This is a genomic window from Frankia sp. Mgl5, assembly GCF_023242985.1.
GTDB lineage: Bacteria > Actinomycetota > Actinomycetes > Frankiales > Frankiaceae > Parafrankia > Parafrankia soli.
The window spans coordinates 44125-59226 of the sequence record NZ_JALKFY010000681.1; the positions used below are offsets into that span (position 1 = coordinate 44125).

The window sequence follows — 15102 nt, forward strand, 5'->3', positions numbered from 1 at the left end:
TGAGTTGTTCCGTTGCTCACTACCCCGCTGGGAAGCGGGGTAGGTGCCCGGTCCAGGTCCTGACCAGTGCCCTTTCCGGTGGGCGGACCGGGAGATCGATGGCGGTGTTATCCAGGGCAGGCAGGTCATGGAGCCGGCTTGATCACTTCGACGGCGCGTGGGGTTCTCCAGAGGTGATCGGTGGGTGGGTGCGCCTGAAACGGCGAGCGCGGCAAGCGGGGCGGGCGATCCGGCCGCCGAGGCAGGCCCGGCGGTTGGCCCCTGATCCAGGAAACGCGAGTTCCGGCGCACTGCTCGTCCCGTCGACGACGCCTGGTGTTCCGTCATCTCGACCCGTTCGCTCCGGCTTCCTGCCCGGCCTGCCAGGCCGACCAGAGCGCGGCGTACACCCCGCCGGCGGCGATCAGTTCTGGGTGGGTTCCTCGCTCGGCGATACGGCCGTGCTCCATCACCACGACCAGATCGCAGGCGGCGGCCTGCGAGAGCCGGTGCGCGATCACCAGTCCGGTGCGTCCGGTCAGCGCGGCGTCGGCGGCGCGGTCGAGCGCTCCGGCGTAGGCGGAACCCGCCTCGGCGGTGGCCTCGTCGAAGATCGCCAGTTCCGGATCGGCCAGGACCAGGCGAGTGAGCGCCATCTGTTGCGCCTGGGCGGCGGTCAGCTCGTACCCGCCACCACCGAGCACCGTGTCAAGGCCGTCGGGCAGCAGGTCAAGCGTTCCAACCGCCTGGGCGACCTCGAGCGCAGCCCGTACCTGGGCGTCGGTGGCCTGCGGTGCGGCGAGGGTGAGGTTGTCGCGCAGTGTCCCCGCGAAGACGTACACCTCCTGGGTGATCATCATCGTGCGCTGCGGCCGGGCCACGGTTCCGGCGTCGGGCTGGTGAATGCCGGCGATCACCGTGGCCAGCGTCGACTTGCCGGCACCCGACGAACCGACGACGGCGACACGCTGGCCGGTGGGAACGTCGAGCGTGACATCGACGAGCACGCGAGGGCCGGCCCCGTAGTGGAAGGAGACCTCGCGGAGGTGGGCGCCGCTGCTCGTTGCGATGCTCGGCGCGTCCGCGACGGGGATAGTGGCGACCCCGATCATGCGGTTCAGCGAGGCGAGGGCGGACTGGACGGTGTCGACGACGAACAGCAGCTGATTGACCGGGTTGAGCAGGCGCAGCACAAGCAGCATGGCGGTGGTCGCACCACCGACGGTCGAGTCCCCGTGGTCGATGAGGACGAAGCCGACGACGAGTACGGCGGCCAGGCTCAGGCACTCGCCGAGGTTCAGACGGGTGTTGAGCATGCTCTGCACGGTGCGTGCCCGCAGCGCCTGCGCCGACACCCCCCAGGAGGTGGTTGTCACGGCGCGGTGCCGCTGCTCGGCAAGCCTGAATCCGAGCACAGTGGCGTAGCCGCGCTGCGACTCCAGAATCTGCTGGGCACGCGCGCTCATCGCCGCGCGCTCGGCCAGGTAGACCCGCGGTCCGGTGCGCAGATACCACCGCATGGACAGCGCGTAGACGGGCAGCACGATGGCGAGGGCGACGGCGTAGGGCCATTCCACCGCGGCCAGCCCGCCCAGCGACATGACGATGGTGAAGGATGTGACGGTGAGCACCGGGATCACCGCGGGGGCCGCATCGGCAACCGCGGTGACGTCATCGCTGGACCGCGAGATCAGATCCCCGGTGCCCGCCCCCTCGACGACATGCTGCGGCAGCGTCAGGGCACGGGAGACCAGTTCCTCCCGCAGCCCGGCGAGGATGGTGTGGTACATCCGAGTAGCCAGAACGATCGTCGCCGCTGTGCCGGCAGCACCGAGAACGGCTGAGACCGCCATGATCGCGGTAACGGTCAGCACGATACCGAAGTCGGCGGTGCCTTCCTGGACCCGATCGATGAGGGACCCGATCGCGACCGGTCCGATCAGCTCGATGGCGGTGCTTACGACTCCCAGCACCACGAGGGCCGCCAGCTGGAGTCGATGCCCACGGCACAGCCGCCGCATCTCCCGAGCGGTCTCACGCCCGCCCGCGATCGGCAGCGCGTTCGGTGTCGTCACGGATCCCCCGGTCACGGCGCCGCCTTTCCAAGCGCCGGCACGTCGTCGAGCAGGTCGACGACACGGTCGCAGCAGCCAAGCAGGGCTGGCGACGAGGCGATCAGCAGGGTTGAACGATCTCTACGGACACCGACCAGCCGCTCGGCGATGATCTGCTCGGTCACCGAGTCGACGGCGGTGGTCGGGTCGTGCAGCACCAGCATCGGAGCATCGGTCGCGAAGGCCCGAGCGAGCGCGACCCGTTGACGCTGGCCACCGGAGAGGCGGTTGCCGTTCTCACCGACGGGGGTGTCCAGACCGGCCGCGAAGTCCTCACAGGCGGCAGCCCACACAGCACTGTCCATCCGCTCGGGCGGGCTGCCGGTGACGGTGAGGTTGTCGCGGATGGTGCCGGTGAACAACGTCGCCCGGTGGGGTGCGGCGGTGACCACGCGGCGGTATTCCGCCGGGGTCAGTTCGTGCGCCGGTCGGCCGTCGAGACGAACCTCGGTGTCGTCGGCGGCCCACGGGTTCAGCAGCGCGTCGGCGATGCGGGCGGCAGTCCGCTCATCGGCGTGCACCCCCACCAGCTCACCGGGCTCCACCCGGATCGACCCACTGGGCACGTCGACCTCAAGCACACCGGCGGACGGCGCGGCCACGCCTTGCGCCGGCAGCGGGCTGCGGCGCTGTCGTAGCGCGTCATCGTGGCCGGACGCGACGGTGTCTGCGTTTTTGAGGACGTCCATGATGCGCGCGGCCGAGGCGCGGGCACCGGCGAGATTGGGGATGGAGTAGTTCGCGATCGCCTGCATCTGGGGCAGCAGCGCCTGGGTGAGGCCACCCACGGCGATCAGTTCGCCGATGCTGAGCTGCCCGTCCACCGCGAACCAGCCCGCCAGCCCCGTCACCGCGGCGACGAAGACGCCGTTCACCGCGCCGGAGCCCACCAGGAACCTGCCGAGCAGCCCGGCGTTGCGCCTGGCGGCGACCAGGGTCTCCTGGCTGGCCTGCCGGTATCGCCTGGTCGCCTCGGCCTCGGCCCGCACGCCCTTGATCACCCGGTACCCGGCGACCAGGTCGGTGGCCCGTCCAACGGTCTCAGCGAGGAGATCCTGGTAGACGCGGGTGTCGCGGGAGAGGCGTTCGCTCAGGAAGCCCATCAACCAGACCGCCGCGGGCGCGCCGAGCAGCACCACGACCCCGAGCGGCCAGTACGTCACCAGCAACGAGGCGGCGATGAACGCGATGGCGGCGATCCGCGCGATGGGCAGAATCACGAGCAGCACAGCGTTGGCCAGTCGGCCGACGTCATTGGTCATGACCGAGACCACATTGTCCGCCGGTGCCCGCCCCGCGCTGCCGTCGGAATGCAGCGCCCTGGTCGAAAGGGTTGCGCGCAGTCGGTGCTGCAACAACTGGATCGCGTACGTGTTGAGCCGGTTCGTGAACCTGGCCGCCGCCGTCAGCGCGACGTACAAGGCCACCAGCGCACCAAGCCAAAGCACCAGCTGCCCGGTGTCCCCGGTCACCAGCGCCCGGTCGATCGCGAGCCCCATCACCACCGGGACAGCCGCCTCGCCCACCTGCCACACGATCGCCAGCAGCATCGCGGGAACCGTGATGCGTGGCAGCGAGAAGACGACGCGCGTCACGAACTGCCCAGGACGATCACCCTCCCCGGCCTCGAACGGCCCGACATCAGGAGGCTCCGGCGCGGTCTGCCCCACCACCGGCAGCCACCGCGTCAGCGGTCCTCGCCCCAGCCCCATCGGATCGGTGCGCATCAACGGCTTTCCCGCACGCCTTCGCCACGACGGTCACGGCCCAGCGGCACCACCTGCGGAGTGCCCGCCACCGGATCGGGCACCACCAGGCAGCGCAACCCGAACACCTCGTCGACCAGCTCGGCCGTCACGATCTGGGACGGTGACCCCTCGGCGACCACGGCGCCGTCCTTCATCGCGATCAGGTGCGTGGCATAGCGAGCGGCGTGATTGAGGTCGTGCAGCACGGCGACCAGGGTGTGGCCGACGTGGTGCAGGTCGGTGAACAGCTCCATCAGCTCGACCTGGTGGGCGATGTCGAGGAAGGTGGTCGGCTCGTCGAGCAGCAGGATGTTGGTGTGCTGCGCGAGCGCCATCGCCACCCACACCCGCTGCCGCTGACCACCTGACAGCTCGTCCACCAGACGGCCGGACAGGTCGGTGACTCCGGTCTGGCCCATCGCTCTCGCCACGGCCCGCTCGTCGGCCTCGGTCCACAGCCGGATGAACCCCTGGTGCGGATACCGCCCCCGAGCCACCAGGTCGGCCACGGTGATCCCCTCCGGGGCGATCGAGGTCTGCGGCAGCAGGCCGACCCGCCGTGCCACCTCCTTCGCCTTGTACGACCCGATGGCCGCACCGTCGAGGATCACCTGACCCGCGGAGGGCTTCAACAGCCGCGACAGGCTGCGCAGCAGAGTGGATTTCCCGCACGCGTTCGGACCGACGATGACGGTGAACGACTGGTCCGGAATGGACACCGACAAGCCCTCGCTGATGACGCGCCTGTCGTAACCGATCGTCGCCGACTCCACCCTCAGGCGGGTGCCACCGGGCGGCCTGGCAGGCGTGGGCACATCGCTCGCCTCGGCCAGCTCGGTGACGGTGTCGGAGTACGTGCTCATAGGCGTCTCCTGGCTTCGGTGAACAGCAGATACCCGAGGTACCCACCGCCGAGGATGACAGTGATGATCCCAACCGGCAGCGGGGTCGGGGCGACGTGCTGGGCGAGGTAGTCGGCCGCCAGGCACAGCAGCGCGCCGACCAGGGCGGCGGGTGCGAGGGTGATCCCCGCGGAGCGGACGAGGCGGCGCCCGATCTGCGGCGCGACCAGGGAGATGAACGCGATCGGCCCCGAGGCCGCCGTGACGATCGCTGTCAGCGCCACCCCCACCACGACCACACCGAGGCGGGCGGACGAGATCCGCACCCCCTGGGAGGCGGCGGTATCGTCACCCAGCTCCATCTGGCGCATCGGCCGGCTCAACATCGCAGCCAGCAGCAGCAGCACCGCGATGCACACACCGCCGATGGCCACCTGGTTCCAGGACACCACGTTGAGTGATCCGGCGCCCCACGCGGCGGCGGCCATCGCCTGTTCCAGGTCGGCTTTCAGTATCAACCAGGTGTTGAGCGATTCGAGCATCGCCGACACGCCGATGCCGACAATGATCAGCCGGAACCCCTGCACCCCTCGCCGGTAGGCGAGCACGTACACGGCGACGGCGGTGGCCATCGCCCCCAGCAACGCCCCGCCTATCAGCTGCACATAGCTGCCGTTGACGACGAGGATCACGATCAGTGCGCCGGTGTACGAGCCCTGGGAGAACCCGATGATGCCTGGGTCGGCGAGCGGATTGCGCAACATCGACTGCAGGATCGCCCCGCTGACCCCCAGAGCGGCACCGAACACCAGCGCCGCAGCCACCCGGGGTGCTCGCCACTCGACCACGATGTCGCGGACCAGCCCGTTCTCCCCACCGACCAGCGCGGAGACCACCTGGCCGGGGCTGAGCTGGTACGAGCCCGTCATCAGCGCGAGCATCGCCAGGCAGACCATCGCGGCCACCAGCGCCGCGCAGACGATGACCGCGCGCCACTCGAACCGGACCGCGACCCGCCATCGCCGCAGCACCACGACCCGCCGGCCGAAGTCCACCCGCCCCCCGGAAGCTCTTCCGGTCGAACGAAGGCTAGTCGGTTCGGACCGAGAGGCGACACCGATGCTCATAGTCCGCTCGCCTTCCTCCGCCGCACCAGTGCGATGAGCACGGGGGCTCCGATGAAGGCGGTGACGACACCCACGGGGATCTCGGTGGGTCGCATGGCGATTCGACCGACGATGTCGGAGGCCAGCAGCAGGCTCGGGGCGAGAAGAATGCTGTAGGCGAAGATCCAGCGCTGGTTCGGTCCGACGAACCAGCGGGCCACGTGCGGCACCATGAGCCCGACGAATCCGATGGGGCCCGCGATGGCGGTCGCGCCGCCGGCGAGCAGCGTGATCGCAATGATCGCGAGGACGCGGGTACGGTTCAGCGCAACGCCCTGCGCGGCGGCGATCTCGTCGCCGAGAGCCATCGCGTTGAGTGGGCCCGACACCGCGAAGGCCAGCACGAGTGCCACCGCGAAGAACGGCACGACCGGCCACATCACGTCGAGGGGGCGCCCCAGAATCGAACCGGCAGCCCACGACCGCATCGCATCGAACGCGTCCGGATTGGTCAGCTGAAGTGCCGAACTGGCACCACCGAGCACCGCGCCGACGCAGACCCCGGCGAGCACCATGACTCCCGGCGACTGGCCGCTTCGGGTCGACCCCAGGAGCAGGACCATGATCGTTACGATCAGCGCCCCGGCGAACGCGAACCACATGTAGCCACTGATGTCGCGGATTCCGAGAACACCGACGGCTACGGTCACCGCGAACGAGGAACCCGCGCTAAGGCCGAGGACGCCGGTGTCGGCCAGCGGATTACGCGTCAGGGCCTGGATCAACGCGCCCGCGGCCCCCAGTGCCATGCCCACGACCAGCCCGACGGCCGTGCGCGGCACCCGGTAGTCGCGGATCGAGTACTGATCGATGTCGGCCGACGGATGAAACAGCGCATCCCACACCACCGACGGCGCAATCACCGTCGAGCCGACCAGCAGGCTCAGCACCAGCAGTACGAGCAGTGTCACCAGCACTGTGAGCAGGCCGCCGGCGCGCAGTCGAGGCCCGGATGCCGCTGCGGGCATCCGGGCCTCGACGTCACTGGTCTGAGTTGTCATCCCGCCGGCGCGAGCTTCGCCAGTGCCTGACCGAGCGAGTCCAGGTACTGGGAGTAGGTCCGGTAGGACCGGGTGAAGCTGATGTCACCGAAGCAGTAGACACCCAGGGCCTTGCCGGAGGTCACCGCGGGAAGGGCCTTCCAGCCGTTCGACTCCGCCACGGGGACGAAGCCTTCGGCGACCTTGCCCTCAGCGTCCACGGGGTAGATGAGCACGTCGTACTCGGACAGGTCGCCGATCCGCTCGAACGATCGCTCCTCGCCGCCTTCACCCAGATCGGGGATGTTGAGCGGAACGTCCGCGCGCGCGATCTCCGAGCACTGAGATCCGTTGAGACTGAACATTCCCGGGTCCTGCCAGGAACCCCTGTTGACCTCGCCGAACCTGGTGGTCTTGATGATCTCCGAGTACTTCTTCTTGAACTCGGCGAGCGTCTCATCGTACTCGGACTTCTGCTCGTTGAGAGCATCCGTCAGCCCGGTGGAATCCGCCGTCACGGACAGCCGGGTCTTCCAGTCCGAGCTGAACCCGAAGTAGATCGTCGGTGCGATCGACTCCAGTTGCGACTTCATCTGGTCGAAGTCGGAGTCGGGTGCGGAGAACAGGATGAGGTCGGGCTTGAGGGTGGCCAGCAGCTCGAGGTCGGCTTCGCTGGCGCTGGAGCCGAGGAGCTTGGCCGCCTTGTACGCGGCCCGCTGCTCCGCGGGCAGCAGGCCGACCACGGGAGCGTCGACCTCCGTGACGCCCACCGGCTTGCCGCCGAGGTCGAGGAACGACAAGGTCAGTCGGCCGAGCGTTGCAACCCGCTGCGGGTGCGCCGGGATCTTGACCGTGCCGTTGTCAGCCTCCACAGTGCGGGTCGCTGCGGCCGCGTCACCTTGGTCGTCGCTGTCGTCGCCGCCGCACCCCGCAAGGAGGATCGCGGCGCCCAGCAACGCGGCGACCAGGGCCGCGCTGTGGCGCCGTGGTCTGGCAAATCTCATAGATGCGTTCTTCTTTCTGTTCTTCGTTCGGCGAGGGCGACGTGCCCGTTAGATCCGGACAGCCACCACCGAGCTCTTTCCACCGTCGTCGCGGACCCGTGGCGATCTCGATCAACAACGGTGGGATGAAAATGGCCGACGGCAGATCCCGACCCTTTAACTCAGCCGATCATTTTCTGCACCGCTGTGCCATCTATTACATCTTCCGCGCTGCCCCTAATTCTGGTGGCGGCAGCTACCCGGAAGACATTGCGCACCTCAGGGTCAGTTGGTGTCGTTGCGGACGAGGTCGTGGACGGTGGTTCCCCAGCCGACGATGTGCGTCGCTGTGCGGGCAAGCCCTGACCGGGCGATCACGGCGTCCAGTTCCTCGGCGGTCCGTAGCCCGGAGCCGTGTACAGCGAGTCCGATCAGGTCGGCTTCACCGTCATGCTCATCGAGGTCGTCGCGGTCGAAGACATCCTCGATCAGCAGCACCCGCCCGCCCGAGAGGAGGTTCTCGGACGCTCGGCGCAGGGCGTGAGCGGCGTCGGCGTCGGGTAGCGCCTTGAAAGCACGGCTGATGAACACGGCGTCCGATTCGGGGCTGGGCTCGAACACCGACTGCTCGACCACGCCGACCCGCCCCCGCTGCTGCTCGTCGGGGATCGTGACAGGCAGGTCGCGGCGCAGCCAGTCGGCCTGGGCGGGCAACGCGCAGATCGTGACCCGCAGCTCAGGATGAGCGGCGACGAACGCGCTGGCCTGCACGCCCGCACCACCGGAGTGGATCACCAGGTGCCGGACGCCGACAAGGAGGTCGGACTTGGCGATCGACATGGCCAGCGCGTGCTGGAACTCGGCCAGACGTTCGAGGTAGCGGTCCTCGTAGTCCTGCTCGGCCCGCACCTGCGCAAAAGTCTGCCCTGTGACGGAGGCGTAGGACGACCGGCCAGTGCGGATCGACTCGGTGAGCCCGTGAACGCCGAGCATCTCCCGACCCCCCACCCCGGACGGGTGCAGGGAGTCCGCGACGAACTCGACGGTCAGGACTTCACCTACTGGCGTCAGCCCGTAACGGCCCGGTTCGGTCTCGGTCAGCACGTCCAGCGCATGCAGGTAGCGCAGCAGCTTGCCCAGCGCACGCTCGTCGGCATTCGCTTTGGTGGCCAGGTCCGCCACGCTGCTGACACCACGCGAGATCAGCTCGGGAACGCCCAGCTCGACGGCGGTGCGGATCGCGATCGGCGGGACCAGTTCGGTCAGTTGATGGAGCTTCTCGAAGGGAGTGATCGACTTCTCGGGGTCGGGCACCGCTCCGTCGCCCTCCAAGGCGACGACCTCGCCACGGCGCCAGTACCCGGTGAACTCGATGTCCTCCTTGGGCACGCCACGGTCCTCGACCAGATGGCGACGCAGATCCCGCACCGCCGAACGCTCTCCCGCGAACCACGCGAACGGTCGGCCGTCCCACCAGGCGCAGTTCCTGACCGCGTCCACCAGCAGCGTGGTCGTGCCCGCCTCGGCGCCGCCGCGCACCAACCAGGTCACCTCGACCTGCGGCAGCGCCCTCAGCTCCAGCCGATGAGCGTCCTCGGCGACCTCGACGAACACCTGCGCCCGCGCGTCGTCGGGCAACTCGTCAAGCAGGCGGGCGATCGCGGGGATCGCCGTGTCGTCGCCGGCAACAAGAAGCCAGTCCGCGTCCTGCGGCAGCGACCGCGATGCGCTCGGGCCGTGGAAGTGGATGCGCTCGCCCGGTTCGGTGCGGTACGCCCAGGTGCTGCCGACACCGATGCCGTGCCTGACGATGTCCACATCCAGTTCACCGGTCGCGGCGTTCCAGCGACGAACTGTGTATGCCCTCGACAGCGGCCGGGGGTCTCTCGGCAGCTCGAGACCCTTCTCCTTCTGTACTGGCAGCACCGGCTCGGCCTGGTCGGGGTAGCAGAACACCAGCCGGATGTCGTCGTCGAAACCCGTCGAGTCGAACGCGGGCCGCGGGAAGCCGTTCGCCGAGGTAAAAGCACCAAGCTGCTCGCCAGTCAACGTGATCCGCCGCACCCCCGACGTCAGGTCCACCACCCGCACCACCTCGACCTCTCGCAGGGTCAGCGGGTGCACTGTGAGCCCACGTGCGGTCTTCGGCATGCTGAGGGGAGCCCCTTCCAATCGCGCCTGGGGTGGGGAGGTCGCGCACCACCAGCGGCAGCGAGCTACCGGTAAGGTACGGTAAACCTCACCCACGATTGGGTACGCAGGTCGCCATATAGTTATGACATGGTTGGCTCGTCTCCGCCGCCGATTCCGGCAGCACGGATGGTTCCGGTGGAGCGCCCCAGCCACATGTTGATCTGGGTCCGTACCGGTCGCGCGCGGGTGCTTCTGGACGACGGGACGGAGTTCTCGCTCGGCGATGGCGAAGGCATCTGGGTGCCTCAGCGGCTCCGAAGCCGCAGCCTGACGATCACCGAGCCCGGCACGGTCGCCTTCCCGTACTGGCCCGACGCCGGCGTCGGGACCTGGGAGCTGACCGAGCCGATGCGGTTCGACGTCCCAGACGACTGGCACGACTGGCTGATCCAGTACTTCAACCTTCAGGTCACACCGTTCACCGGTCACGGGTACTCCCCTGCCGGGGTCGCCGATCTCCTACGTGACCTCGGCACCCTCCCGACCGCACCTGCGCCCGGCGAGGCCAGCGCTGCTTCGGCGCTGCTCGATCCCCCCACCATGCCGAAGGCCGCCGGGGCGAGGGCGGTGGCCGAGGACCTGATCCGCGACCCCGCGCTCGGCCTCACTGTCAAGGAGTGGGCGGCCCGGGTTCCCTCCAGCCCGCGCACCCTGCTGCGCGAGTTCGTCGCCGACACCGGGCTCACCTTCGAGCAGTGGCGACTGCGCTGCCGGCTGACCGCCGCCGTCGAGCTCCTCGCCGCCGGGTACGATGTCGATCCGGTGGCAGCGCGAGTGGGCTTCGCCAGCCGCGGTGGTTTCCGGCGCGCGTTCCACCAGCAGTTCGGGCTGACCCCGCACGAGTTCTCCAGGGCGCTTGCCGCCCGCACTCCTGCCGGCGGCCTGACCGGACGGGCCAGCGCGGCCCGCCAGGCTGACAACTTCGTACGCCTGATGCGGACGGGCGGCGCTGCTGCCCACGCGCCCGATCTGCTGCCCGCCGCCCAAACGCCTCTGCACGCCATCGACAGTCATGTGCTCAGCTGGATGTATCGCGGCAGCGGATATCTCGACATCGACGCCAGGCGCTACGAGCGACTGCGTGGCGTAGCAACCTGGATACCAGCGGGAGTGGAGCACATCACCGGGCTTCATCAGGACTCCATCTCGCTGCCGCTCGGAAACGCCAGCACCGCCGATCTCCAGCTGATCGAACCGATCCAGGTGCAGTTCCCCCGAGCGTGGGACGACTACCTGATGTTCTGTTCGATCAGCGCCCGCACCTCGCTGCATCCGATCGACTATGACCAGACCCAGATCATCGACCTGTTCGCCGAGCAGGTCGCCGCGCAGCGGGCACTGTCCGTGCCGATGCCCACCGACCCGCGCGGCCGTGAAGCCGCCATGGACTACCTGCGCCGCATCGGGGTCTCCGCCGGATCGGCCGATTTCGACCTGCCCGCCGACGTCCACCGAGCCTTTCACGAACAGACCGGAATGACCTTCGCCCGCTGGCGCTACGCCGCCCGCATGCGGATGGCTCGCGACCTGCTCGCCGGCGGCGCCAAGCCCAGCTCCGTCGCCCGCCGCGTCGGCTACGCCCACCTACCTGCCTTCAGCGCCGCTTTCACGCGCTTCCACGGACTCTCCCCGCGCGAATACCAGGAGCGCGAGATCGGCACCGCCTGACACCGGGTCAGTTCGGGGCGTCGAGAACGGCCTGTTTGTCCGGTTTGATCGCGGGCGGGAAGGTCTGGGTAGCGCCGTTGATCGCGATGGTCGCGAAGCGCAGCGGGCGGAGCTGTCGGATCACGTTGCGGACCGCGAGGCCGGTGCGGTTCTGGACGGTGCGGGCGACGGCGAGCACGGTGAACACGATGGTCAGGTGGGCATCGATCGTGTCCCTCGTGCGGACGAACACGGGCCGGGCGGCGAGATCGGTCTTCAACATCCGGAACGACTGCTCGACGTGCCAGAGGTCGTGGTAGTTCGCAATGACCTGGTCGGCGGGCAGGACGGTCGCGGGCAGGTTGGTCACGTGCCCTTCAGCCCGACCAGGCCGCGGGCCCGGGCCAGGCTGGCCTCGTCGAGAGTCGTGGCGTCGCCCTTGACGGTGACGAACCTGGGGGTCGACTGACCCGCAGCCGACCAGCCGCCAGAACATAGCGCCACACGTCCTCCGGGTACCAGACCAGCGCCCGACGCCGCACGGTAACGCGAAGCCGATCCTAGATCGGCTTCGCGGCGGGCCGGCTCGCGGACCAACGGGGGCTCGAACCCCTGACGCGCCAGTGGCACTTCCCGAGGTAGCCAGGCATTCAGCGCGGCCAGTCGGACTGAGCGCTACTTCGAGTCCGGGATCTTCGAGTGACGCACGGCCGCGCCGGTCAACCCCTATCCGATCTTTCTGGCATTCACATTGCCGGCGTAGCCGGCCCGTCGGATCTTCGTGTGGGTGGGTTCGACGGACACGGTCGGGCCGTTGACGTGCAGGTTCAGGTTCGCATTAATGCTGGTTGGGTGCACCGATCCGTGTATTGCGCGAACCTCCGTAGCGTCGCTGGATGGTTGCGTTCCGCGCTGCCCGATGTCGCTGCCGCCCGTGGGTGCGGCTGACTGGGTGGGGATGCGGAACGTGGGCTGGATGTGGCTGCGGCTGGTGACGGTGATCTCGGCGACGAGGGCGTCGGTGAGGCGGCGCAGTGTGGCCGGTGCGCCGTCGCGGATGGCGTCGGCGATTTGGGTGGACAGGCGGGTCAGGTCCGCGGCGGTGGGTGGGACGGGTTGGGTGGCGTCGTCGGCGAGGTGGTCGACGAGTTCGGCCCGACGGCCCTGCAGCTCCTTGATCTTGATGGTCAGCTTCTCGATGCGGCTACCGGCAAGCGCGTCGGTCATGGTGCCGGCTTCGAAGGCGGTGAAGTAGCGGTCGATCGCGGTCTCGGCCTTGCTGATCTCGCTGTCGACGGTGGCGAGTTCGTCGCGGTGGGCGGCGCGGGTGTCGGCGATGCGGCCGGCGAGCGAGGCGGCGGCCTCGGTGACCAGTCCGCTGCCGGCATGGGTTTCGATCATGGCGTTGAGGATGGCCGCGTCGACCTGTTCGGCAGGGAGCCGTTCGGCGGGGCAGATGCTGGTGCCGTAGCGGTTGCGGGTCCAGCAGCTGTAGTAGCGGTATCGGTAGAGGTTTCCGCGGGCGGCGGTGCCGATGTAGTGCCTGCCGCAGTGGGCGCAGCGGATCTTTCCGGTGAGCAGGTAGTCGGAGCCGGACGCGGCGCGTTTGGTGGCGGTGGATTTGGCGCGTTCCGCCAGGATCTTCTGGGCTTGGTCGAAGACGTCGGGGTCGATGATGGTGGAGTGTGGTGCGGCGTGCTCGACATCACGGAAGCTGATGTAACCGAGGTAGACGCGGTTGCGCAGGATGGTGAGGATCGCGGCAGGAGACCAGGGAAGGCCGGTCTTGGTGCGTAGGCCGTCGCTGAAGGGTTATCGTGCGTCAGAGTGACGATCCAGATGCGCTCCGCGCCTACACCTGTGTCCGTTCCCAGGGATCATGAGAAGTTCCGTGGGAGCCAAGAAGTGATCTGAGGAGCCCCGGTGGGTCTGAGAAGTTGATCGACGTGTGTCGGCTGATGTTCCGTCGAGCCCCTCTGTCGCTGGATCGACGACCTTCGCGACCAATGGACCCGTAGCAACCTGCCAACGGCTCTACGATCATCAACCATCGGCTCCCGCAGCGTCCACCTGCTCCAGGCCACTGAGACGGAGAGCTTCGTCGAGCTCGCCGAGCTTCGCGGGCGACAGGCTTCCGGCCTTCTCGATCAGGTCTGCCCTGGTCAGGGTGACCAGCCACGTGCAAGGAATGAGGCCTGGGCGTGGGAGCGCGACTCGCAGGACACCGCCCAGGGGCAGCCCCTCGGGGGCGCCTACTGCCACCTCGACAGCCACGCCGCTGATCTCGATGTTCGCTGGAGCGACGACCTGTATGGCCCGGAACCCACCGGGCTCCTCTCCCGAGAGCAGAACGACCGGCCGCCGCTCATCGAAGTCCACCCACCAGACTTCGCCGCGTTCCATGTGTCCTCCTCCACGGGACGGCGGGCGCACCCCGCACGACCGCGCAGAATACGCATCGGTCGTCAGCCACGCCCGAACCTCCCTCACCAACGGCCATCACATCACTACGACGATCGTCCGGTCGCCGAAATTCTCAGCTCCGAGGGGACTCGCCCGGTCCCGGACGTCCCCCGCACTTGAGAAACACCAGGTCACGGCCTCCGGCACTTCTCATGATCCTTGGGAACGGACAACCTGGTCGCCGGGGCGGGGTCGAGCCCGTCGCCGACTACCCAGACCCGGAGATCAGTCGTCTCTTTCCGAGCGGGGCGGCCAAGAGCTCGGCCGAGGCATCCACCCCGGCAACTTCGTCTCGCCGTCCCCCCTCGCGCGCTCCAACTGCTTGGACTTCAGCCCGTGGGCCTCGGAGAGATCCGCTCCACTCAGGTCGGTACGGCCCAGGCTCGTCCCGGACAGCCGTGCACCGCGCAGAGCCGCCCTACAAAGCGTCGCGCCGTCGAGGTTCGCACCGGACAGTCGTGCTCCGGTGAGGTCCGCTCCGTCCAAGACCGCGATGGTGAGAGTCGCCCCAGTCAGCGCGGCACCGGCGAGATTCGCGTTCACCATCGACGCGCCGTACAGGATTGCGTCTGTCAGCAGAGCATCGGAGAGGTTCGTCCCGAGCAACCGCGCGCCGGAGAGGTCCGCGCCGTCCAGCCGGGCACCGTGCAGGTCCGCACCGGTCAGGTCGGCGCGAGACACCCAATCATCGGTGGAGTCCAGACGGCCGAGCACCGCCAGCGCAGCCTGGACGTCAGTTGCCAGCACGTCGCTTTGCCGATCAGGGCCCGGGGCCGCTGGCGGGCGGGCGTGCTCCCGGACGAACGCGGACAGCACCTCCCGCACGGTTCGCTGATCCTCGGGTGAGTCCCCTGCGATCCGCTCTAGGGCGTAGATCCCTCCGAGCCGGCTGCCGATGGTGTCCCCGCTAAGAGCGTGTCTTGCGTGGCCGCTCCGGGTACATATCTGATCATGGACGTGTTGGAGAGCAGCCTCGCCGGGCGGCTG

At 68.6% G+C, this 15102-nt stretch carries 12 protein-coding genes and 1 pseudogene; 1 reads left to right on the plus strand and 12 read right to left on the minus strand.

The window, feature by feature from the left end:
- Window positions 1–323: 323 nt before the first annotated feature.
- The 7 genes from MXD62_RS24355 to MXD62_RS24385 form a co-directional block, all read right to left on the minus strand.
- The gene (locus MXD62_RS24355; protein WP_248831776.1) at window positions 324–2069 is read right to left on the minus strand and encodes an ABC transporter ATP-binding protein; all 1746 of its coding nucleotides are present in this window, start codon (window positions 2067–2069) and stop codon (window positions 324–326) included.
- On the minus strand, window positions 2066–3820 hold the full coding sequence (locus tag MXD62_RS24360) for an ABC transporter ATP-binding protein (RefSeq protein ID WP_248831777.1): 1755 nt from the start codon (window positions 3818–3820) through the stop codon (window positions 2066–2068). Before MXD62_RS24360 ends, MXD62_RS24355 begins: the two co-directional genes overlap by 4 nt.
- The gene (locus MXD62_RS24365) at window positions 3820–4704 is read right to left on the minus strand and encodes an ABC transporter ATP-binding protein (protein WP_248831778.1); all 885 of its coding nucleotides are present in this window, start codon (window positions 4702–4704) and stop codon (window positions 3820–3822) included. The genes MXD62_RS24360 and MXD62_RS24365 overlap by 1 nt, the downstream gene beginning before the upstream one ends.
- Window positions 4701–5738, minus strand: coding sequence for an iron chelate uptake ABC transporter family permease subunit (locus MXD62_RS24370; protein WP_248831779.1), 1038 nt, complete (start codon window positions 5736–5738; stop codon window positions 4701–4703). The genes MXD62_RS24365 and MXD62_RS24370 overlap by 4 nt, the downstream gene beginning before the upstream one ends.
- A gap of 68 nt (window positions 5739–5806) precedes the next feature.
- Window positions 5807–6850 (minus strand): iron ABC transporter permease, encoded by a 1044-nt coding sequence (locus tag MXD62_RS24375; protein WP_248831780.1) that lies wholly within the window; start codon window positions 6848–6850, stop codon window positions 5807–5809.
- Complete coding sequence (locus MXD62_RS24380; protein ID WP_248831781.1) at window positions 6847–7833, minus strand: ABC transporter substrate-binding protein; 987 nt, start codon at window positions 7831–7833, stop codon at window positions 6847–6849. The genes MXD62_RS24375 and MXD62_RS24380 overlap by 4 nt, the downstream gene beginning before the upstream one ends.
- A gap of 264 nt (window positions 7834–8097) precedes the next feature.
- Complete coding sequence (locus MXD62_RS24385; RefSeq protein WP_248831782.1) at window positions 8098–9963, minus strand: siderophore-interacting protein; 1866 nt, start codon at window positions 9961–9963, stop codon at window positions 8098–8100.
- Window positions 9964–10131: 168 nt separating this feature from the next.
- On the opposite strand from MXD62_RS24385, the gene MXD62_RS24390 reads away from it, so the two are divergent.
- Entirely contained in the window at window positions 10132–11673 is a 1542-nt protein-coding gene (locus MXD62_RS24390) for an AraC family transcriptional regulator (protein WP_248831783.1), read from the plus strand.
- 7 nt (window positions 11674–11680) lie between these two features.
- Here MXD62_RS24390 and MXD62_RS24395 read toward each other — a convergent pair whose 3' ends face one another.
- From MXD62_RS24395 to MXD62_RS24410, 5 genes and pseudogenes are all read right to left on the minus strand, one after another.
- Entirely contained in the window at window positions 11681–12148 is a 468-nt protein-coding gene (locus tag MXD62_RS24395) for a transposase (protein WP_368862445.1), read from the minus strand.
- Window positions 12149–12378: 230 nt separating this feature from the next.
- Window positions 12379–13053, minus strand: coding sequence for a hypothetical protein (locus MXD62_RS24400; RefSeq protein WP_248831784.1), 675 nt, complete (start codon window positions 13051–13053; stop codon window positions 12379–12381).
- A 9-nt stretch (window positions 13054–13062) separates the two neighbouring features.
- Window positions 13063–13443, minus strand: a pseudogene (locus MXD62_RS40875) (recombinase zinc beta ribbon domain-containing protein); the annotation flags it as partial.
- Window positions 13444–13695: 252 nt separating this feature from the next.
- Window positions 13696–14055 carry a type II toxin-antitoxin system PemK/MazF family toxin gene (locus MXD62_RS24405; RefSeq protein WP_112109170.1) on the minus strand — a complete coding sequence of 120 codons (360 nt, stop codon included), beginning with the start codon at window positions 14053–14055 and terminating at the stop codon, window positions 13696–13698.
- A gap of 285 nt (window positions 14056–14340) precedes the next feature.
- The coding region (locus MXD62_RS24410) for a pentapeptide repeat-containing protein (protein WP_248831785.1) at window positions 14341–15102 on the minus strand (762 nt) is incomplete at its 5' end.

What these genes read in the sequence shown, in the direction of transcription:
- MXD62_RS24360 (WP_248831777.1), bottom strand. Translation starts at nt 3,820, where the DNA reads ATGCGCACCGATCCGATGGGGCTGGGGCGAGGACCGCTGACGCGGTGG.
- MXD62_RS24365 (WP_248831778.1), bottom strand. Translation starts at nt 4,704, where the DNA reads ATGAGCACGTACTCCGACACCGTCACCGAGCTGGCCGAGGCGAGCGAT.
- MXD62_RS24375 (WP_248831780.1), bottom strand. Translation starts at nt 6,850, where the DNA reads ATGACAACTCAGACCAGTGACGTCGAGGCCCGGATGCCCGCAGCGGCA.
- MXD62_RS24380 (WP_248831781.1), bottom strand. Translation starts at nt 7,833, where the DNA reads ATGAGATTTGCCAGACCACGGCGCCACAGCGCGGCCCTGGTCGCCGCG.
- MXD62_RS24385 (WP_248831782.1), bottom strand. Translation starts at nt 9,963, where the DNA reads ATGCCGAAGACCGCACGTGGGCTCACAGTGCACCCGCTGACCCTGCGA.
- MXD62_RS24390 (WP_248831783.1), top strand. Translation starts at nt 10,132, where the DNA reads ATGGTTCCGGTGGAGCGCCCCAGCCACATGTTGATCTGGGTCCGTACC.
- MXD62_RS24395 (WP_368862445.1), bottom strand. Translation starts at nt 12,148, where the DNA reads ATGTTCTGGCGGCTGGTCGGCTGCGGGTCAGTCGACCCCCAGGTTCGT.
- MXD62_RS24400 (WP_248831784.1), bottom strand. Translation starts at nt 13,053, where the DNA reads ATGATCGAAACCCATGCCGGCAGCGGACTGGTCACCGAGGCCGCCGCC.
- MXD62_RS24405 (WP_112109170.1), bottom strand. Translation starts at nt 14,055, where the DNA reads ATGGAACGCGGCGAAGTCTGGTGGGTGGACTTCGATGAGCGGCGGCCG.